Below are 18,485 nucleotides of genomic sequence, written 5' to 3' on the forward strand. Positions count from 1 at the left end.
ACGCCATCAGGCGTCGGGAGGTTCTTGTCGTTATTTTATGATGGTGGGACAAATGAAGGACAGCTTATCGCTTATGAAGATAAGACGCTTCCCGTACCGGATTGTTTCCTTTGTTTATACAGCTCCGGCAGCGCGACGCCGAGCAAGACGAGCGCGACGCCCGCCCATTGCAGCGGACTGACGTGCTCATGCAGCACGATGGACGAGAGCGCGACCGCTACCGGCAGCTCGGAAGCGCCGAGGATGCTCGACATGCCTTCGCCGATGTGCGGCACGCCGACGGCGAACAGCAGCGGCGGGATGAAGGCGCCGAACAGGCCGAGCAGGAAGCCGATCAGCAGCAGGTCGCCCAAGATGACGCCGTTGAACAGGAATGCCGGCGGGAATAAGATGAAGACGAGCATCAGACCGCCGGTCAGCATCCACGCGCTGCGATAGACCGGATTCGCGGCCGGCACCGCCTTGCCGCTGAACAGAATGAACAGCGAATAGCTGACCGCGGCCATGAGGCCGAACATGACGCCGAGCAGATTGAAGTTCGAGGCGCCCTGCTCCAGAAGGCCGGCTGCGAGCATCGTGCCGCCGAACAAGACGGCCAGCGTCAGCAGCATAATGCCGTTCGGACGTTTGCGCTGGCTGATCGCCTGCATCAGTACGCCGATCCACGTGAATTGGAACAGCAGCAGAATGGCGAGCGAGGCCGGAATATAACGCAGCGAATGGTAATACACCAGGCCGGTAATGGCGGTCGGCGTGCCGGCGGCCATCAGAATCAGACGGTGCTTCCAGGTGAGCTTCTGCTCCTGGCTCGCGGCTTTGGCCGCGGCGGCAGGATTCGTCTTCGCCAAGCGGCGGCTGCGGTATTTGGTCCACAGCGCAAGGCCCCACGAGAGCAGGAAGCCGGTCAGCAGCTGGCTGCCGACGACTTCGCCGAGATCATATCCCTTGCCGTAAGCGGTCACGACAATGGTCGAAAGGATGCCGTAACTGACGGCCCCGAGAAAGACGGATAATAAGTATTTCATGCTTTTGTATAGACCTCCTTGATTTCCTTACCCTAATTCCAGCCAACAAAAAAATCCTAACTCCGACCGTCAGCGGTCATCGTTAGGATGAGCGGCTGGCGTCGTAGTTAGGAAGTTAAGGCTTCCCGTAGAAACCCTCACCCTTGCCCGAGACGGGCATTTTGCGAGGTTATACGATAGTAAGTATGCGGTTATGATGGTACGCGCGCTGCACCGGGATAAATATTACATGACGAGTTAGAGGGTGTCAATAGCCGTTTGTTGGGAAGTAGCGCATGCGCGCATGCGCATCATGGCGATCAACCTTCGGCGGAACCGTCTCCAGCAAATTTGAAAACGCTGCTAAAAAATGAAACCAATCGCCTGCTCATCCGTATAGCATGCGGATTCTCTAGCAATCTCGCAGACTTGCGGCTGCATGCAAGCCTGTTTTTTTATGCTCGCCCATGAAAGGAGGACAATTAGAATGACGCAGGCAAGCTGGCGCAAAGCCGTGCCTTATACATGGACCGCGGTCACGCTGCTCGGCATGTTGACGCTGCTGCTCGCTCCCGCGCTAACCGGCCATCCGCACCGGGTGGAGGTGGGCGGAGCGCGGATGGGATCCGAGCAGGGCGTGCATGCCGCGGGAGCGGCCAAGCCCGTAAGCGACCCGAAGGTTGTCCCTCTCGCGCTGGGCGGGTTATGGCTGGCGGCTTCGATTTATCGAACGCGAAGGCCGTTCGCGCAGCTAGGACGCACCGGCAGCGACGCCATCGCGATTTTATTGCGTCACCGGCTGCTCGCGCCGATCCAGATGACGAGCGTGTTCGTGGCCATCCTCGTGGTTCTTCGTTGAAGATAGAAGCTAACTAACGAAGGGATGTTAACGATGAGAGGAAGTAGAATAGCAGGTTTTCTGCTGACGGCGCTCATTTCGCTGGCCGTCGTGTTCACGACAAGCCCGACGATATTGAACGGCATCAAATTAGGTTTGGACCTTAAAGGCGGCTTCGAGATTTTGTACGAAGCGCAGCCGATCGAAGAAGGCGGCACGGTGACGAAGGAAGCCCTTCAGCAGACCGCCAAGAGTTTGGCCAAACGCGCCGATTCCTTCGGCGTGACGGAACCCGAGGTGACGACCGAGGGCACGAACCGCATCCGCGCGCGAATCGCGGGCGTCCAGGACGAGGAAACCGTCCGGGAGATGATGAAGAAGCCGGCGGAGCTGACCTTCCGCGGGCCGGACGGCAAGAAGGAGCTGCTCGGCAGCGATTTCGTCGAAGGCGCGGCGGAAGTGGCCTTGGACGATATGAACCAGCCGATGATCCTCATCGAAGTGAAGGATAAGGATAAGCTTCGCGAAGTATCTCAGCGGTTGCTCGGACAGGAACTGTCGATCTATTTAGACGACCGTATGCTCTCCAATCCAGTCGTCCAGGACATCCTCAGCGCGGGAAGCGCCACGATCAGCGGCAACTACACGATGACCGAAGCGAAAGAACTGGCGGACATCATCAACATGGGCGCGCTGCCGCTCAAGCTGACCGAGAAATACACGCAGTCCGTCGGCGCGAGCCTCGGGCAGCAATCGCTGGAGCAGACGCTGCTGGCCGGCGTGATCGCCACCGTATTCATCCTGCTGTTCATGCTGTTCGTGTACCGCGTGCCGGGCTTCATTGCCTGTATCACGCTGATCATCTATAACTGGGGCCTGCTCGTTCTGTACTACTGGATGCAGGCGACGCTGACGCTGCCGGGCATCGCGGCGTTCGTGCTCGGCATCGGCATGGCGGTCGACGCGAATATCATTACCGCCGAGCGGATTCGCGAAGAGATGCGCACCGGCAAGAGTCTCTTATCGGCGATGAAAGCCGGCTCGAAGAGCTCGTTCCGCACCATTCTCGACGCGAACGTCACGACGATCGTCGCCGCTGGCGTCCTGTATTTCGTCGGTACCGGGGCGATTCAAGGCTTCGCGTTGACGCTCATTCTCAGCAACATTCTAAGCATGGCGACTAACGTCTATCTGTCGCGTTTCCTGCTGAAGCTGTTCATCGGCACCGGCTGGCTGAGCAAGAGCAAATACTACGGCGTCAAGCCGTCCGACATCCAGAAGCTCTCGGCCAAGTCGGGTTATGAAGATGGTTACTATCGCATTTTCAATTTCACCAAGCTCCGCAATGTGTTCTTCGCGATCTCCGGCGGAATTACCGTGCTGGGTCTCGTATTCCTGCTCGTGTTCAACTTGAACTACGGCGTCGACTTCAAGGCGGGCACGAGTCTCGACATGGTCGTCGGCAAGTCCGTCACCAAGGCCGATGCCGAAGCGTTGTTCGAGCAAGCGGGCATTATGCCCGAGACGCTCACCGTAGGCGGCGAAGGCAGCGAGCGCGTAACCGCCCGGTTCGATCGGGTGCTCGATTCCGATAAGGGCGAAGTGAAGGCGATCAAAGCGCTGTTCGTCGAGAAATACGGCGACGGCGTCTCGATCGAGGAGAACACCGTCGACCCGGGCATCGCGCGGGAGCTGGCGGTGAAGGCGATCTACGCGATTTTGTTCGCGAGCATCGGCATTATCATTCTGGTCAGCATCCGGTTCGAATGGCGGTTCGCGGTGGCGGGCATCGTGGCGCTGTTCCACGACGTGTTCGTCGTCGTCAGCATTTTCTCGATCTTCCGGCTCGAGGTCAACCTGACATTCATTGCCGCGATTTTGACGATCATCGGCTATTCGATCAACGATACGATCGTCATTTTCGACCGGATCCGCGAGAATTTGCGCTTTGCCAAAATCCGTACGTTCGACGATCTGGCCAGACTCGTCAACGTGAGTATTTCACAGACGCTGACGCGTTCGATCAATACCGGCCTGACCGTGCTGGTCGCCTCGTTCATCCTGATGTTGTTCGGCAGCAAGTCCATCGCGCTGTTCTCGATGGCGATGACGCTCGGCCTTGCCGTGGGCATGTATTCGTCGATCTACATCGCGGCGCAAGTATGGCTGCTGCTGAAGAAGAACTCGATCGGCCGCAAGCCGGCGGAAGAGAGCAAACCGCAAGAATAAAGCTGGAGAGGTCTTCCATATCCGTGGAAGGCCTCTTTCTTTTCCCAAGGTGCTATAATATACGAGTTGAATGAACTTATATAGAGCTGTTCCGCAATGCTAGCCGTTCCGGATAGAAGGGAGATTCGTAATATGTACTCATCGAATACGCATTCATTAGCATCCGTTTTTCAACAAGCGGAATATAAGCTCGGCGGCCACGGCCCCCGCAATATGGACATTCTGAAGGAAGCCTTCGCATCGGTGGACGGCGAGACCGACGCCGATATGTACGGACAAGGCAAAGTGATCGGCGACTTGGAACGCAAGATGGCCGGTTACCTGGGCAAACCATCGGCGGTCTTCTTCCCGAGCGGCACGATGGCCCAGCAGATCGCGCTCCGCATTTGGAGCGACCGTAAATCGTCCAAGCGGGTCGCCTATCATCCGCTGAGCCATCTCGAGATTCACGAGCAGCGGGGCTTGCACGAACTGCACGGACTTGAACCGGTCTTGCTGGCGGACGCGGACCGGCTCATCCGGCTGGACGACGTGACCGGCATGCCGGAGGACGTCGCCTGTCTGCTGTTGGAGCTGCCGCAGCGAGAGATCGGCGGGCAGTTGCCGGCGTACGAGGAGCTGGAGGCGATCGCCGTCCACTGCCGGGATCGCGGCATCAAGCTTCATCTCGACGGCGCGAGATTATTCGAGGTCCTCCCTTATTACGGGAAGACCGCAGCCGAAATTTGCGCGTTGTTCGACAGCGTCTATATCTCGTTCTACAAAGGGATCGGCGGCATCGCGGGCGCGATTTTGGCGGGAGAGTCCGATTTTTCCGAGGAGTCGGCCGTGTGGAAAAGAAGACATGGCGGGGATTTGATCAGCTTGTATCCGTACATCGTTACCGCGGACTATTACTTCGATCGGCGCGTGGACAAGATGGCCCATTATTGGGCCGGCGCGGAGAAGGCGGCTCGCCTGTTCAATGCCTGTCGGCGCGTCGTCACGGTGCCCGAGGTGCCGGTCACGAATATGTTCCACGTTCACATCGCGCTGCCGCCGGAGCAGGTGGAAGACGCGCTCGTCTCAGTCGCGCGAGCGAGCGGCGTCGGGCTATCTAGTTATGTGAAGCCGAGAGGCGAAGGCAGCTGTTTTGAGCTCAGTATCGGCGACCGACTGGACTTGATTCCGGAGGAGAAGCTGGAGCAGGCGTTCAAGCTGTTGGACGAGACGCTCGGCTAGGCGGTCCGGAGACAGCTCGTTATCCAGCCCAACCTCAACCGAACCATTCAGACGTAGCAAGAACAAAGGGCTTCCCCGCGCGGGTAAGCCCTTTGTTCTATTTAGGAAGATCTGTGTGTCACGTAAAGCGTGTCCGCAAAAGCGGACGAAAGCGAAGGTCAGCACGGAGCCGCATCAAACGTATACGCCTACAGGATACCACCCCAAGGCATAACGTCACGAACGCAGCTCGAAGCACACATCGAAGACGGCCGCGCCCCTAGTCACGCTAATGAGCAGAGTCCAGAGGATGCTAATCCTCTGGTTCTCTTCGGCGGAGGGCAATGCTGTCAGGTTAAGGAAAAACGGCTGGTGAAGCCAGCCGATGCTATAGTAGATCGGCTTACGCACATACATATGTCTTAGGACGAACTTCAACACCCACGGAAGCTTTGTCCGGCAGGACAAAAGCGTGCCCCGCTCAGGCCCAATCGCCGACCGCGAACAAGCGCGCCAGCACGAAAAGGGTGTCCAGAGGGCGAAGCCCTTTTTATCCTCAGCTATATTTGTCCAGCGTCTGGCGGTACGCCGCCTTCGGACGCAGCCCGACCAGCTTATCCATCGGGGTGCCGTCCTTGTAGACGACGACAGTCGGCATGCTCATGACGCCGGCGGCAGAAGCCGCGTCCGGCAGCTCGTCGCAATCCACTTTCACGATGGTCGCGGCGCCGCCCAAGTCGCGGTCCAGCTCCTCCAGGATCGGCAGCAGCACTTTGCACGGCGGGCACCAGGCCGCGCCGTAATCGACGAGCACCAGTCCTTCCTGCACGATGTTTTTCAGCTCGTCATGACTGGCTGCGCTTCGGATCGTCATTGGCTCCACACTCCTCGCATATTGTTCGGTTTTGTTCGGCGGTCAAAGCCGTCATCCGGTCGACGAGATTCGTCCGGATTTGGTTGAGCTGCACGATTTGCCGCTCGATTTCGGCCAGCTTCCGCTCGTAGACGGGCATGACCTCGGCGCAGAACGCCTCCTTGTTCTGGATGACGCAGGTAAGGAAGCCCGCGATCTGCTCCGTCGTCAGTCCCAAATTCAAGTAAAGCTTGATCGCTTCGACGGTTTCGACCGTAAGCGGCGAATACGTCCGGTATCCGTTGGCCTGGCGGATCGACGCGATGAGACCTTGTTGTTCATAGTAACGGAGCGAGCGGATGCTTACGCCCGTCGCCTCCGATAGTTGACCGATTTTCATGTCGTCCTCCCGGGAATGTCGATGGAAACGGGTACATCGTTAGTATAAAGGCTGACATCAGTGTCAGGGTCAAGCGGAAATTTATTTTTCCATTTTACCGGAAATCGGGAACTTCTTCATCGCTTTCGTTGTCTAATGGCTTGGAGGTGAGGAGATGGAGGAAGCGCACTGGAAACATTTGAGCGCGATGAGCGACGAATTGTTCCGAGAGCTGATGGAGAAATACGGGCAGGACGTATGGAACGTGGCCTTCGTGCTGACGAAGAGCCGCGACCTGGCGGACGATATCGCGCAAGACGTGTTTCTGAGCGCCTACCGCAACATTGACCGTTTCCGCGGCGAGTCTTCGATCAAGACATGGCTGCTTACGATAGCGCGGAACACCGCGATCAATTACAGGCGTACCGCATTCTTTCGCAAAGTTTCGCTTATGCCATGGATCGATAACAAGGGCTCGAATCCGTCGGCCGAGCGGCTGGTCATGGAACGGACGGCGATCTCGGACCTTTGGCAGGCGGTCATGAAGCTGCCGGTCAAGTTTCGCGAAGTGCTGCTGCTGCACGTCAAATACGAAATGCCGCTGAAGGATATCGCGAAGCTGCTGGACGTCTCCGAAGGCACGGTCAAATCCCGGCTGTCGCGGGCCAGGCAGAAAGTCGCGGTCTATTGGAAGGAGGCGGGCGCGTCCTATGAACGAGTATAATGCCGATTGGGAAAAGCTGTTGAAGGCTACGGAGCCTGCCGGGCAAAGAACCTTTACGACCCGGCACATGCTGCGGATCGAGCGGGAGGCCAAAGGAATGAACGAGAAGCGAAGCAACGGCAGTAAAGGGAGGATGGCGGCCGTCTTGGCTGGCGCGTTGGCGTTGATCGTGCTGGTAACGGGGATACTGCCCGCGGGGCCGTATACGGGTTGGTTGAGAAACGATCAGAGCCGTACGGCGGGGCAGCCGAATGACGGGCAGCGGCCGAATACGAACGAAGCGAGCGTGCCGCATGAGGAGAGAACCCCCGACGAGCAATCTACGCCGGATGACCCGAAGAAGGCGATTGAGCCGCAACCTCCTGCGCAGTCCGAGCCGTTGATCGGATTGCTTCGCGAGCAGCTGCCGTTCGATATCGACCGTCAGGAAGGCGTCAGCGTACATCGGCCGGACGGAGGCGAGGACATCGAGCTAAGCGTCATGGAGCAATCGTATTTGATGCAGACGCTGTATGGATTGGATTTCGAGAAAGCCAAGGCGCCGGCGTCGGATGAACGCCAAGACGTTTATTTCCGCATCCGAGACGGCGGCAGCGTGTACGAGATCCCCTACGAAGCGGCGACCAATACGATTCTGTGGAAAGGACAGCCGTTCTACGCGAACGAGAACACGCTGCTGCTGATGCATCGGCTGCTCGAGCCGGAATCGAAGCTCGCGGAGATCGCGGCTTTCCGGGATGAACAACAGCTGGCATCGGATCGGAGCGAGGTCGTATCGAACGACGAAAGCTACGATGCGGACCTGCTGCAGGTCGACGGCAAGCTGTTTCCCGAATGGGAGACCGAAGCAGCCAAGCTGACGCCGAAAGAAGAGATCGGGTATTTCGACGATACGTTCGGGGAAGCAAGAAAAGTCGTCATATACGAAGAGGGCGTTATTGCGATGAGTCTCAGCTACTTTTTCGTCGATGATCGGTATCGAACGGACAGCGGCGTAGGCCTCGGGTCGACCGAAGCGGAGCTGCTCGAGAACATCGGGGAGCCGAATTCGAAGTCGGCCGTCGTCTGGAGCTACCGCTGGGGAGACTACTTGCGGGTGCATTTCTATATAAAAGACGGCAAAGTCGCGTTGATGTACCTGACGCAGCCCATGTAAAGCCGCGCAGATAAAGCACGAGCCGAGAGGTCTTGTTGCATCGCTTCTTGAAGCGGGATGCAAGGCCTCTTCGGCGTTGAATTCGCCTGCCGGAATCCATTCCTTCCCTTCCCGGAAGCAAAGAAAAAGCACCTGTCTTAGACAGCTGCTTCGCGTTTAGACGGCTTCCGGTTTCGATCCGCCCTGGTGGGATTCCTCGCGCGGGTGCGCGATGTCGTCCGGTTGGTCGAACGGTACTCGATCCTCTTCATAGTACATGCCTCTCACCTCCATGCTGCTTATTGTAAGGGGACTGCGTTAACGCTTGGTTATCGATATGTTCAAATTGCGTAAAGATGTTGGCTTAAGTGCGCGCCATCCTTGATTGTCATTATAAATGAGATTCATTATCAATCCAATGAGAATAATTATCAATTAATGCAATTGTACAAGAACAAATAAACCACGGCCCCCGTCTTGGCGGAAGCCGTGGTCTTCGACTAGAGGTACGCTACTCGGGCATGCTCGCTTCCGCTTCGAACGCATCGCGAATGGCCGCCTGGTCCGTCGTCACGGCGAGCAGCGAGGCGAGCTTGATTCTCGCCTTCGGCCCGTTCAGATGATTGCAGAACATGACGCCGAGCTCCTTCAGGCTGTGGCCGCCGCCTTCGTAGCCGTACGTGTCCTGGACGCGGCCGCTGCCGCAACGGCTGACGAGCACGACGGGAATGTTCGCGCCGATCGCCCGCTTAATGCCCGGCATGAGCGTCGGCGGCACGTTGCCTTGGCCGAACGCTTCGATGACGAGCCCGCAGATGCCGCGGGTAATCAGGAAGTCGATCATCGCGCTGTCCATGTCGATGGCCGTCTTCACGATGTAGACGGACTTCATCTCGGCCGGCGCCGGATAGTCCTCTTGCGGGCGTGGCTTGTAGTGAAACACCGCCTGCAGCTTCTCCACGTAGCCGATCGGCCCGAATTCGGGCGACTTGAAGGAGGAGAGACTCGACGTATGCGTCTTGGTCACGTAACGCGCCGCGTGCACCTCGTCCTGGAAGACGACGAGCACGCCTTTGCCCGCCGCGCCCGGGCTGGCCGCCGTCCGGATGGCGTTGACCAGATTGGTCGGACCGTCCGAGCCGATCTGGTTCGAGGAGCGCATCGCGCCCGTCAGCACGACCGGCTTGCCGACCGATAGATGAAGATCGAGATAGTACGCGGTTTCCTCCAGCGTATCCGTCCCGTGGGTGATGACGATGCCGTCGATCTGCGGGTCGTCCAGATTGGCTTTGACCTTGCCCAGCAGCAGATGCAGGTCGGCGAACGTCAAATGCGGGCTTGGCTTGTTGAAGACGTCTTCCATATCGATACTGGAGCTATGATCCAGCCAGCTTGTCATATGATGGCCTTCGATCGGCTCGACGACGCCCGTCTCGGGATTGCTCTGCATCGCGATCGTGCCGCCGGTCGTCAGCATTTTAATTCGTTTCATAAGGGGCCTCCCATGCGGTAATACCCCTATTATAAGCTTGGACATCCGCGGTTTGCATCTTTTCCGACTTACCCGGAATCCTCGGCGCCTGGCGTGTCGCGGTACAGGTCGATATAGAGCTCGCCGTCGGCATCGAGCTGCGCGAGGAACACGTCTTCCGCGGCGAGGCCGCGCCGGGCCAGCTCGTGGTCGAGCCAGCCCCGGTTGAGTCGAATGGACGCGAGCTGCTCCTCCATGACGGTGCCGTCCATGAGGACGGCGATCGGTTCGTGCTTCATCCCCGTGTGCATGCCGAAATCCCGCTTGGTCAACGGTCTAGTATCGCCGGCGGTCATAACGTTGATCTCGCCGCTCGTCTCCATTAAGGCGAACTCCGCGTCGGCCAGGCGAAATACGCCGCTGCGGCGCAGCTCCTGGAGCAGCTCGTCCGTCGTCAGCCGTTCCTCCCGCATGTTCGCTTCCAGCACGCGGCCTTGCTGAATGAGCACGGTTGCTTTGCCTTCGACGAACGCTCGCACCCGCTTGCTTTTCATCTGGGCGAATTCCATGCCGTACGAGAACGATACCCATACGACGAGCGAGACGAGACCGAGGTACCACGGGGTGCTTAGATTGATCGAGACATACGCGGCCAGACTGCCGATCGTTATGCCGGTCATGTATTCGAATACCGACAGTTGGGACACCTGCCGTTTGCCGAGCATCTTGGTCAGGAAGAACAGGATCACGATGGCCGTCAACGTGCGTGCCGCGGCCTCCAGCCAGTCGGGCATTGCCGCACCTCCTCTGCTTATAACGGGAACTGCCCTGAGCATGCGCAAAGACAAGGCGAAATATGTATAAGCTGGGAAAGTGCGTATAGACAACGTTTCGCATCTTATGCGATAGTGGGAGTTATATCTCGCGGAGGAGGGCATGGCGATGGAGGATAGAAACGTACACCCGCGGCTGTTAGAGGTGGCGGAGCAATTCGAAAGCGGCAGGCTGCTGATTCGGGCGCCGCGATGGGGCGACGGGGCGATGCTGAACGAAGCGGTCGCCGAGAGCATGCCGGAACTCTCCGCCTGGATGCCGTGGGCGGTCGAGCTGCCGACCGTCGAACAGTCGGAAATCACCATCCGCGAAGGACGGGCGCGTTACCTGGACCGTTCGGATTTGTGGCTCCTGCTGATCGAGAAGGAAACCGGACGGCTCGTCGGGTCGAGCGGCCTGCACCGGATCGACTGGGACGCGCGCAAATTCGAGATCGGTTACTGGGCGCGCAGCGGCTGTACCGGGCAAGGCTACATCACCGAAGCCGTCCATCGTATCGTAAGCTTCGCGGCCGAGGATCTGGCGGCGAACCGGATCGAGATCCGCTGCGACGCGCGCAACGTTCGCAGCGCCGCGGTGGCGGAGCGATGCGGGTTCGCCCGGGAAGGGCTGCTTCGGATGGAGAAACTCGGCGTCGATGGTTCGCATCGGGACACGCTCGTGTTCGCGAAAGTACGGGGTATCGAATTTTAACGCGAAGAAGGGAGCATGCCATCGCCCGCGCAAGGCGACGACGGCATGCTCCCTTTATGCTTCAAATGCAACAATTTATAAGTTTCACGTTCACGTTTATTCATTCCTCTTGTATTTCATTCTCGCTGAATGCCGCATTCCCGATCTTAGGATTGTGAACGCAAACCAATCCGCTTCTCCGGAACGTAACGCGCCGCGCCGCAGCGGCGACAGCCGTTTCGCCATATACATTGATCTTCGGTTCCTCTCGGCGAAACAGCATAACGGCCATGCCGCCGAACGTCAGCGCGATGCCGGCGGCTTGCGGCCAAGTCGGGCGGAATCCGCTCAGCGCCATATCGGCCAAGATGGCCACGCCCGGGTCGAGGAAGACCAAAGCGGAGATGGCGCGGGCGGACAGATGGCGGACGCTGCCGAAGAAGAGGAAGTAGACGAGCCCGGTATGGACGACGCCTACGATGGCCGCCGCCGTCCAGTTGCTGGCCGATAGCCCCTCGTAAGCGCCGAATTGGACGAACGGCGGCAATATGGCGACGCCGAGCGCCGTCTGCAGCATCGATACGGCATAGGGACTCATGTCGCGGATGCCTTTGCCGAGCAAGGTGAGCGCGGCGTAGAACAGCGCGGCGAGGAACGCCCACAGGACGCCGCCGCCCGCCCAATCGGAGAGCGGCGTATCAAGCCGTATGCCGGATACGAGCGCCGTGCCCAAAGCGCACAGCGCGATGGAGACGATCGCGTGCCAGGTCAGCCGCTCCCGGAACAGCGCGCTTCCCGCGAGCAGCACGATCACCGGCGCGAAGTAATAGATCGAGATCGCGACCGTCACCGGCATGAGCTCGAAGGCGCGGAACAGGAAAACCCAGTTGAAGACGAGCAGCAGTCCGCTGGCAAGCACGAGCAGCACTTCCTTGCGGTTCCAACGCTCGCGAGCGGCTTGGCCGGATAACAGCCATCCGGCGGCGAGGAACAGCGTGCCGCATAGGCAGCGGACGAAGACAAGCTCATAAGAGCTTAAACCGGTGAAGCCGGCCGCATAGCCGACCGTGCCGAAGATCGTCATGGCCAGCAGCATGCCGAAGAGCGGCCGTCGGCCGGCCGCGTTCATTGCGTTCATCATGAAGTACTCCTTCTGTACGGGAACGATTAAATTAACATGAGCTTCATGCCTTCGTGGGAGGCGGCGAAGCCGAGCTTCTCATAGAAGCGGCGCGCATCGGCGCGGGACTTGTCCGTCGTCAACTGGACCATGCCGCAACCTTCGCGTCGAGCGGCGTCGATCGCATGACGGAACAGCTGCTCGCCGATTCCCCGGCCGCGGTAACGACCGTCGACCCGTACGCCTTCGATTTGCGCGCGGAGCATGCCTTTGCGGGCAAGTCCGGGAATGAAGGTGAGCTGCAGACAGGCGATGATTTCGCCGTCCGTTTCGGCGACCAGGACGGCGTTGCCCCGCTGCGCTTGGATGTTCGCGAACGCTTCCGTATAGACGACGGGCAGCGGGTCGGCGACCAGCTCGCGGGTCGATCCCAGCGCATCCTCGCTAAGCAAGCGCACGATGGCGGGCAGATCCCGCTCGTTTGCGGTACGAATATTCATGTCGCATCCTCTTTTCACGCATGGATTCGGCCGATGCCAATCGGGGGCGGCTCTAGCCGCTCGTCTCAGCCCGGCCGCTGTCGTTCCTATCGCTTGGACTCGTAGCGCGGCCTGTAGTGCGACGGCGCCATGCCGGTCCAACGCCGGAATTGGCGGGAGAATTGGCTCGCCGACTCGAAGCCGAGCTCCTCCGCGATCCGCTCCATCGTCAAGGTGGAATAGACGAGGAGATGTTTGGCCCGGCTCAACACAAGCGCGCTTACATATTGGCGTGGCGATTGGCCGTAAATATGGTGGAAAATCTTCGTGCATTGGCTTCGGCTTAGTCCGATCGTGCGTGCAACCTCGCTGATCGCGCCTTTGCGGGCATAGTAGAGTTGCAGCAGTCGCTCCATTTCCCGGGCAATTTCCGTCTCGCTTGTCGTTGCCGGCGCGCGGAATGCGGAGGTGGCGGCCTGCGGACCTTCCGTGAACAGCTTGTCCGCGAATTTGCCGATCACCTGAAGAAGGAACACTTGAATGCGAAGCTGACCGATCGCGCTCTCCATGCCCGCGTCCCCTTCTTCGCCATGTCGGCTCATGATCGTCTCGAGCTCGACGAGCTGCCCGGCGCTCCCTGCGGCGGGGCAGATCTCGTCATCGCCCAGCAGGACGTAATCGGCGCTGCACAGCAGCTCGCGCAGCTTCGGTTCGTCCAGATCGAAATGAACGTTGAAATAACGGTAAAGCGCGCCGGATGCCTCATTGATCGTCTCGTGCGGAACGCCGGATTTAATGAGCAGCCAGTCGCCCGCCCGCAGCGTCAGCGCATCTTGCCCGACGACTTGGATCACTTCGCCTTCGCGGCAGTGGAGAATTTCGAACAGAAAATGATGGTGGCGCTCGTAGCGCCAGCCCGGCGGCTTGACGCCGAAATGGCAGCCGACCGTCTGCAACGTGCTGATCATATTTGGAAGACGGATGATGTTGTCCATTATGTAACGCGTGCCCTCCCGACAATGAATTGCGACTAGTGCCATCAGTATAAAAGACCCTCTCTCAAAAGGTCAATCAATCGGACGGTTTGGCTATTCGATTGGCTTCCCATCCTCATTACGATGAAGAGGAATAAGGGACTATTAAGCAGAGGTGAGGAATCGATGGGACAATTCGGCGTTGAAGGCCAATCGTTCGTGCTGAACGGAGAGCCGATTCGGCTTTTATCCGGCGCGGTGCATTATTTTAGAATCGTGCCAGAATACTGGGAAGACCGGCTGTTGAAACTGAAGGCTTGCGGATTCAATACGGTGGAGACGTACGTGCCGTGGAACCTCCACGAGCCGAAGAAAGGGCAGTTTAATTTCGATGGAATCGCGAACCTGCCGGCGTTCATCCGGTTGGCTGGCGACCTGGGGCTGCACGTCATCGTGCGCCCGAGCCCGTACATTTGCGCGGAGTGGGAATTCGGCGGGCTGCCGGCTTGGCTGCTGGCTGATCCCGGCATGAAACTGCGCTGTATGCACGAGCCGTACTTGAAGCACGTGGACGACTATTACGACGCGCTGCTGCCGCTGCTTAAGCCGCTGCTTATCACGCAAGGCGGGCCGGTCATCGCGGTGCAGATCGAGAACGAATACGGCAGCTACGGCAACGATAAGGCGTACTTGAATTATTTGCGGGACGGACTTATCGCGCGCGGCATCGATGTGCTGCTGTTCACCTCCGACGGGCCGGAGCATCACATGCTGCAGGGCGGGATGGTCGAAGGCGTGTTGGAAACGGCGAACTTCGGCTCGCAGGCCGCCCGTTCGTTCGAGATGCTGCGCCGTTATCAACCTGACGGTCCGCTCATGTGCATGGAATATTGGAACGGCTGGTTCGACCATTGGGGCGAGCCGCACCATACCCGCGACGCGGAGGATGCCGCCGCGCATTTCCGCGATATGATGGAGCTGGGCGCCTCGGTCAATTTCTACATGTTCCACGGCGGCACCAACTTCGGCTTCATGAGCGGGGCGAACTGTCCGTCGCGGGAAGAGTATCAGCCGACGATCACGAGCTACGATTACGACTCCCCGCTCAGCGAGACGGGCGAGCCGACAACTAAGTTCTACGCGGTGCGGGACGTGATCGCGCAGTTCGAGGAGCTGCCCGAGCTGAAGCTGCCGGAACCGATTCCGGCCAAGGCGTATGGCACGATCGCGGCGACGGCCTCGGCGGGTTTGTTCGATCAAATGACGCGTCTATCGCCGCCAATCCGGACCGCCGCGCCGGAGACGATGGAAGCGCTTGGCCAGAATGACGGCTTTATCGTGTACGAGACGTTCGTCTCGGGACCGCGCGACGAGCAGGAGCTCGTCATTCAAGATTGCCACGACCGCGCCCTCGTCTTCGCGGACGATCGGCTGCTCGGCGTGATCGAGCGCGCCGATAAGTCCAAGACGATCCGCTATGCCGTACCGGAAGGAGGCGCGCGGCTGCGGATCGTCGTCGAGAACATGGGACGGATCAACTACGGACCGTATATGCTGGACCGCAAGGGCATTACCGAGGGCGTGCGCATCGGCAACGCGTTCCTGTTCGGCTGGACGACGTACTGTCTGCCGCTCGACAACTTGGAGGCGCTGGACTTCGCGAACGCGGAGCCGGCCTATCCGCAGCCGACGTTCCACCGCGCGGCGCTGAACGTGGAAGGCAAGCCGTGCGACACGTTCCTGGAGATGAACGGTTGGACGAAAGGCGTCGTCTACTGCAACGGCTTCAACCTCGGCCGCTATTGGGAAGCGGGCCCTCAGCGGACGCTCTATATCCCGGCTCCGCTGTTGCGCGAAGGCGAGAACGAGTTCATCGTATTCGAGCTGCACGGAACGGAGAAGGCGGAGCTCAGCTTCGTCGATCGCCCAAACTTGGGTTAAACGGCTGCTCCCCAGCGGAAGCGTCGTTGCCAACACCGGTTCAGGCAAGCCCCGGCATCATCTTCGGATGAAGCGGGGGCTTTTTGACGCGCTGTTTCGCTCATGTTAACGCACTTCAATGTTACTGCACTTCCTTGTTACTGCTTCCTTCGCGCCGTCCCCTCCTCCCGTGCTTCATGGCCATCTCCCCGACGCCCGTTCGCCGCGCGTTCCTGTAATGCTTTTCCGCGTTCTGGTAAATAGTAGAGGGTAACATGATAATGTGGAGGTGAGCGTTCATGATTCAGGATCAGCAGAAGGAGCAAGGCCCGAACGGCCCTAGCTATAAATACGCTTCGCATGTATTTATCGTGACCGACCTCGAAGAGGCGCAGCGCTATTACAGCGAAGTGCTCGGCTTCGCGGTGGACGGCGAGTTCGTGATGCGCGACGGAGTGCAGTTTCTTTTCAAGGAGAGCAAGGTTGAGGGCGCCGTTCGTCCGAATCGGCGCGTAGGCGTCGAGCTCGACACTTACATTTGGGTGGACGATGTGAATGCGGTGTATCAGGAATTGAAATCCAGCGGGGCTAATATTATTTTCGGTCCGGAAAATATGGATTACAGCATGCGGGATTTGTTGGTGGAAGACCTGTACGGCTACCGGCTATGCTTCGGCGCGCCTCTCGGATTGGAGTCGGGAGAGACGCGGTAGATCGCGCCGGAAATGCCGAGCCGCCACAAAAGGTTTGCCATCGTCCTCTAGCTCGATTAAGCTCGCAAGAGAGCGGAATTCAGGGGGAGTTGGCATGCAAGGACCAGAGGAGGAGAGTCGGCGCGGCGTGTCCGGCAAAAAGACGGTGGCCGTCCTAATCGGAGCCGTAGGCGGATTTCTTGCCCTGTTGGTCGCGGTTCCGGTAGTTTGGTTGCTCTTTCAGGCGTCTAGTCTATTCGCGGCGCTGTCGGGCGAAGACGAGCAATCCAACTGGGCGAGGGAAACGCGGGAGGTATTCGTCACCGGGCTGTCGGAAGATATAGGCGTTCTGTACGGACCCGACCGAACGGCGATCAGCGGATTGACGCGCGGCGAGGGACAGAGTCTAACGACCTTCGAATTCGAAACCGACGATCCAAGCGGAATTCGGCCGTACCAAACCTATGCCGTGACGCTCGCTTCGAACGGGGAGCGGGAAGACCTGCTGGACTGGAAACCGGCCGAAGTGATGGAAGGAAGGGCGGTGCCGGACTTTCGTCTGTATCGGGCCGAAGCTCCGCCGGACGGTGGAAGGAAGCTTGAGCAGGCCGAGCTGATCCTCTCGACGCGGGACGATGAGAGTTACCGGTGGAATGGCCGCGAGCTTGAGATCGATCAACGGGCGCTGCCTGCAATCGCGGGATCCGCCGAGCAAGTGTATCGACTGGACATCGGCGGCGGCCCGACCTATTATTTCGAGCTCGGCTACGCAACGAACGAAACGGGGGGCTCGCCGGATCGGCTGCACGTTCGCCCGTCCACGGCCAAGGCGCCGTTCATCCTCGTGTACAGCGCGCATGAAGGCATGGAGCAAGTGATCGGACAGCTGGCCGGGGAATAATTTACCCGACAGGCCGCGGACGATAATTTTTTATCACGACTATCCCCCTTGGTCTAGTGAAATATGATAGACTGGGTAGAAAATAGTCTCCTAAACCAGCACGCGGACATAGAATGCTAGAGCGGGAATGGGAGGATGGGTAGACGTGGGGACACGCCGAACGGCAGGGGACGAAGACGATAAAGAATGGATGTGGACGCGCTGAACATCTCGATTGAGCTCATACCGAGGGATACCGCGCATTTGGAGGCGGAGCTTGAGCTTGTGCAGACCGGCTACGCTTCGATCAATGCGATCAACATACCGGATTTGCTGCGCCTGTCGACGCGCAGCTGGGAAGGCGCCGCGCAGGCGGGCCGCCGCTTCGACACCTGCATCCCGCATATCCGGGCCATCGATTTCAATCTAAAGCAGCATTTCGGCTTGCCGGACGTGTTGGACGAACACGGCATCGATCAAGTGCTCGTCGTGACCGGCGATCCGCCGCAGGACATGACCCGCTCGGTCTATCCGACGACGAGCTTGGATTTGATCCGCAAGCTGAAGCAAGCTCGCCCTGCGATGAAGGTATACGGGGCGATCGACCCGTACCGGGACAACTTCCGCGCCGAATACGATTATATTCAGCGCAAGCTGGACGCGGGCGTCGACGGCTTTTTCACCCAACCGTTTTTCGATCTGCGGCTGATGGAAGTCTATCACGAGCTGATGGGCAGGCAAGAGATTTATTGGGGCGTATCGCCCGTCATGAGCGAGAGATCGCGCAATTATTGGGAGACGAAGAATAATGCGATATTCCCTGGCGGCTTCGAGCCGACCTTGGAATGGAATACGCGGTTCGCGCGGAGCGTCCTCGACTACGGCGCGACGACGGGGACGAACGTCTACTTGATGCCGATCAAGGTGGACTTGAAAGCGTATTTGGACGGCATATTCGGCACGCGGGCGGAATAAGGGTTCGCGCGGCCGGAGCACCGGAGTTCTGCTTGCTTCGTCGCCAAGGTCTTTACAACCGGAACCGATTGCCGCTATAATAACGACAGTTATTCATATGGAGAGT

Annotated in this window: 18 protein-coding genes; 10 read left to right on the forward strand and 8 right to left on the reverse strand. The window is 58.9% G+C overall.

The window, feature by feature from the left end:
• Positions 1 to 71: 71 nt before the first annotated feature.
• A complete protein-coding gene (locus BCM02_RS16025) occupies positions 72 to 1,025 on the reverse strand; it encodes an EamA family transporter (RefSeq protein ID WP_148930098.1) in 954 nt (317 codons plus the stop codon).
• Positions 1,026 to 1,491: 466 nt separating this feature from the next.
• On the opposite strand from BCM02_RS16025, the gene BCM02_RS16030 reads away from it, so the two are divergent.
• The 3 genes from BCM02_RS16030 (at position 1,492) to BCM02_RS16040 (ending at position 5,292) form a co-directional block, all read left to right on the forward strand.
• Positions 1,492 to 1,863 (forward strand): hypothetical protein, encoded by a 372-nt coding sequence (locus tag BCM02_RS16030; protein ID WP_148930099.1) that lies wholly within the window; start codon positions 1,492 to 1,494, stop codon positions 1,861 to 1,863.
• A gap of 33 nt (positions 1,864 to 1,896) precedes the next feature.
• Positions 1,897 to 4,071: a protein translocase subunit SecD gene (gene secD, locus BCM02_RS16035; RefSeq protein ID WP_148930100.1), complete on the forward strand. Its 2,175-nt coding sequence runs from the start codon at positions 1,897 to 1,899 to the stop codon at positions 4,069 to 4,071.
• Positions 4,072 to 4,203: 132 nt separating this feature from the next.
• On the forward strand, positions 4,204 to 5,292 hold the full coding sequence (locus tag BCM02_RS16040; protein WP_148930101.1) for a threonine aldolase family protein: 1,089 nt from the start codon (positions 4,204 to 4,206) through the stop codon (positions 5,290 to 5,292).
• Between the two features lie 535 nt (positions 5,293 to 5,827).
• Here the strand turns inward: BCM02_RS16040 and BCM02_RS16045 are convergent.
• Both BCM02_RS16045 and BCM02_RS16050 read right to left on the reverse strand, forming a co-directional pair.
• Complete coding sequence (locus tag BCM02_RS16045) at positions 5,828 to 6,145, reverse strand: thioredoxin family protein (RefSeq protein ID WP_148930102.1); 318 nt, start codon at positions 6,143 to 6,145, stop codon at positions 5,828 to 5,830.
• Complete coding sequence (locus BCM02_RS16050) at positions 6,117 to 6,524, reverse strand: MerR family transcriptional regulator (RefSeq protein WP_148930103.1); 408 nt, start codon at positions 6,522 to 6,524, stop codon at positions 6,117 to 6,119. The genes BCM02_RS16045 and BCM02_RS16050 overlap by 29 nt, the downstream gene beginning before the upstream one ends.
• A gap of 154 nt (positions 6,525 to 6,678) precedes the next feature.
• Between BCM02_RS16050 and BCM02_RS16055 the strand changes: the two genes are divergently transcribed.
• Positions 6,679 to 7,227, forward strand: a complete 549-nt coding sequence (locus BCM02_RS16055) for an RNA polymerase sigma factor (RefSeq protein WP_148930104.1) — start codon at positions 6,679 to 6,681, stop codon at positions 7,225 to 7,227.
• Entirely contained in the window at positions 7,214 to 8,383 is a 1,170-nt protein-coding gene (locus BCM02_RS35295; RefSeq protein ID WP_187434244.1) for a hypothetical protein, read from the forward strand. Before BCM02_RS16055 ends, BCM02_RS35295 begins: the two co-directional genes overlap by 14 nt.
• Positions 8,384 to 8,873: 490 nt before the next feature.
• Here BCM02_RS35295 and BCM02_RS16065 read toward each other — a convergent pair whose 3' ends face one another.
• Entirely contained in the window at positions 8,874 to 9,854 is a 981-nt protein-coding gene (locus BCM02_RS16065) for an asparaginase (protein ID WP_148930105.1), read from the reverse strand.
• A 68-nt stretch (positions 9,855 to 9,922) separates the two neighbouring features.
• A complete protein-coding gene (locus BCM02_RS16070) occupies positions 9,923 to 10,627 on the reverse strand; it encodes a DUF421 domain-containing protein (RefSeq protein ID WP_187434245.1) in 705 nt (234 codons plus the stop codon).
• Between the two features lie 148 nt (positions 10,628 to 10,775).
• Between BCM02_RS16070 and BCM02_RS16075 the strand changes: the two genes are divergently transcribed.
• Positions 10,776 to 11,360 (forward strand): GNAT family N-acetyltransferase, encoded by a 585-nt coding sequence (locus tag BCM02_RS16075; RefSeq protein ID WP_342791313.1) that lies wholly within the window; start codon positions 10,776 to 10,778, stop codon positions 11,358 to 11,360.
• Positions 11,361 to 11,460: 100 nt separating this feature from the next.
• On the opposite strand, the gene BCM02_RS16080 is transcribed toward BCM02_RS16075, so the two are convergent.
• The 3 genes from BCM02_RS16080 to BCM02_RS16090 all read right to left on the reverse strand — a co-directional run bounded on the left by BCM02_RS16080 (position 11,461) and on the right by BCM02_RS16090 (position 13,933).
• Positions 11,461 to 12,480 carry a DMT family transporter gene (locus BCM02_RS16080; RefSeq protein ID WP_425466182.1) on the reverse strand — a complete coding sequence of 340 codons (1,020 nt, stop codon included), beginning with the start codon at positions 12,478 to 12,480 and terminating at the stop codon, positions 11,461 to 11,463.
• A gap of 26 nt (positions 12,481 to 12,506) precedes the next feature.
• Positions 12,507 to 12,959: a GNAT family N-acetyltransferase gene (locus BCM02_RS16085; RefSeq protein ID WP_148930108.1), complete on the reverse strand. Its 453-nt coding sequence runs from the start codon at positions 12,957 to 12,959 to the stop codon at positions 12,507 to 12,509.
• 86 nt (positions 12,960 to 13,045) lie between these two features.
• Positions 13,046 to 13,933 (reverse strand): AraC family transcriptional regulator, encoded by an 888-nt coding sequence (locus BCM02_RS16090; protein WP_187434246.1) that lies wholly within the window; start codon positions 13,931 to 13,933, stop codon positions 13,046 to 13,048.
• Between the two features lie 165 nt (positions 13,934 to 14,098).
• On the opposite strand from BCM02_RS16090, the gene BCM02_RS16095 reads away from it, so the two are divergent.
• From BCM02_RS16095 to BCM02_RS16110, 4 genes are all read left to right on the forward strand, one after another.
• A complete protein-coding gene (locus tag BCM02_RS16095; protein ID WP_148930110.1) occupies positions 14,099 to 15,853 on the forward strand; it encodes a glycoside hydrolase family 35 protein in 1,755 nt (584 codons plus the stop codon).
• Between the two features lie 278 nt (positions 15,854 to 16,131).
• The gene (locus BCM02_RS16100) at positions 16,132 to 16,545 is read left to right on the forward strand and encodes a VOC family protein (protein WP_148930111.1); all 414 of its coding nucleotides are present in this window, start codon (positions 16,132 to 16,134) and stop codon (positions 16,543 to 16,545) included.
• 94 nt (positions 16,546 to 16,639) lie between these two features.
• On the forward strand, positions 16,640 to 17,425 hold the full coding sequence (locus tag BCM02_RS16105; RefSeq protein WP_148930112.1) for a hypothetical protein: 786 nt from the start codon (positions 16,640 to 16,642) through the stop codon (positions 17,423 to 17,425).
• Positions 17,426 to 17,611: 186 nt separating this feature from the next.
• Complete coding sequence (locus tag BCM02_RS16110) at positions 17,612 to 18,379, forward strand: methylenetetrahydrofolate reductase (protein WP_148930113.1); 768 nt, start codon at positions 17,612 to 17,614, stop codon at positions 18,377 to 18,379.
• The last annotated feature ends 106 nt before the right edge of the window (positions 18,380 to 18,485 follow it).

The organism is Paenibacillus methanolicus, from assembly GCF_008124765.1.
Lineage (GTDB): Bacteria > Bacillota > Bacilli > Paenibacillales > Paenibacillaceae > Paenibacillus_Z > Paenibacillus_Z methanolicus.

Excerpts from the sequence above, each read along its gene's own strand:
- BCM02_RS16025 (WP_148930098.1), bottom strand. The coding sequence starts at position 1,025 with ATGAAATACTTATTATCCGTCTTTCTCGGGGCCGTCAGTTACGGCATC.
- BCM02_RS16030 (WP_148930099.1), top strand. The coding sequence starts at position 1,492 with ATGACGCAGGCAAGCTGGCGCAAAGCCGTGCCTTATACATGGACCGCG.
- secD (WP_148930100.1), top strand. The coding sequence starts at position 1,897 with ATGAGAGGAAGTAGAATAGCAGGTTTTCTGCTGACGGCGCTCATTTCG.
- BCM02_RS16040 (WP_148930101.1), top strand. The coding sequence starts at position 4,204 with ATGTACTCATCGAATACGCATTCATTAGCATCCGTTTTTCAACAAGCG.
- BCM02_RS16045 (WP_148930102.1), bottom strand. The coding sequence starts at position 6,145 with ATGACGATCCGAAGCGCAGCCAGTCATGACGAGCTGAAAAACATCGTG.
- BCM02_RS16050 (WP_148930103.1), bottom strand. The coding sequence starts at position 6,524 with ATGAAAATCGGTCAACTATCGGAGGCGACGGGCGTAAGCATCCGCTCG.
- BCM02_RS16055 (WP_148930104.1), top strand. The coding sequence starts at position 6,679 with ATGGAGGAAGCGCACTGGAAACATTTGAGCGCGATGAGCGACGAATTG.
- BCM02_RS35295 (WP_187434244.1), top strand. The coding sequence starts at position 7,214 with ATGAACGAGTATAATGCCGATTGGGAAAAGCTGTTGAAGGCTACGGAG.
- BCM02_RS16065 (WP_148930105.1), bottom strand. The coding sequence starts at position 9,854 with ATGAAACGAATTAAAATGCTGACGACCGGCGGCACGATCGCGATGCAG.
- BCM02_RS16070 (WP_187434245.1), bottom strand. The coding sequence starts at position 10,627 with ATGCCCGACTGGCTGGAGGCCGCGGCACGCACGTTGACGGCCATCGTG.
- BCM02_RS16075 (WP_342791313.1), top strand. The coding sequence starts at position 10,776 with ATGGAGGATAGAAACGTACACCCGCGGCTGTTAGAGGTGGCGGAGCAA.
- BCM02_RS16080 (WP_425466182.1), bottom strand. The coding sequence starts at position 12,480 with ATGATGAACGCAATGAACGCGGCCGGCCGACGGCCGCTCTTCGGCATG.
- BCM02_RS16085 (WP_148930108.1), bottom strand. The coding sequence starts at position 12,959 with ATGAATATTCGTACCGCAAACGAGCGGGATCTGCCCGCCATCGTGCGC.
- BCM02_RS16090 (WP_187434246.1), bottom strand. The coding sequence starts at position 13,933 with ATGGACAACATCATCCGTCTTCCAAATATGATCAGCACGTTGCAGACG.
- BCM02_RS16095 (WP_148930110.1), top strand. The coding sequence starts at position 14,099 with ATGGGACAATTCGGCGTTGAAGGCCAATCGTTCGTGCTGAACGGAGAG.
- BCM02_RS16100 (WP_148930111.1), top strand. The coding sequence starts at position 16,132 with ATGATTCAGGATCAGCAGAAGGAGCAAGGCCCGAACGGCCCTAGCTAT.
- BCM02_RS16105 (WP_148930112.1), top strand. The coding sequence starts at position 16,640 with ATGCAAGGACCAGAGGAGGAGAGTCGGCGCGGCGTGTCCGGCAAAAAG.
- BCM02_RS16110 (WP_148930113.1), top strand. The coding sequence starts at position 17,612 with ATGGATGTGGACGCGCTGAACATCTCGATTGAGCTCATACCGAGGGAT.